The sequence below is a fragment of the Photorhabdus tasmaniensis genome (genome assembly GCF_011189505.1).
GTDB classification, from domain to species: Bacteria; Pseudomonadota; Gammaproteobacteria; order Enterobacterales; family Enterobacteriaceae; genus Photorhabdus; species Photorhabdus tasmaniensis.
Window position 1 is genome coordinate 1 of the sequence record NZ_PUJU01000266.1, and the last position, 248, is coordinate 248.

1 protein-coding gene is annotated in these 248 nt (G+C 53.6%); it reads left to right on the plus strand.

From position 1 onward, the window contains the following. Window positions 1-248, plus strand: a 248-nt coding sequence (locus tag C5471_RS23835) for a hypothetical protein (RefSeq protein ID WP_166296759.1), incomplete at both ends; no start/stop codon positions are given.

A 248-nucleotide genomic window follows, 5' to 3' on the forward strand; every position in this document is an offset into this window, starting at 1 on the left:
CAGTCCAACTTGCGTTGGTCGTATTCCGGGTTTTCTTATTCGGGTTTTCGGGTTCGATGATGTACTGGCAGTACGATACGACGGCTTTTTCTTATTATTGCCGGAACAGTGTTTTTCAACCTTCCCCGACTTGCGAACCTTTCCGCCCTTTGTCACTGCGGCTTGCAGCCGGTTTGGGTGAACCAGACTTGGCCCTGACCTGGGGCAGACTTGACCCCGACTTGCCTTCATCAGCGCCAGACTTGCGC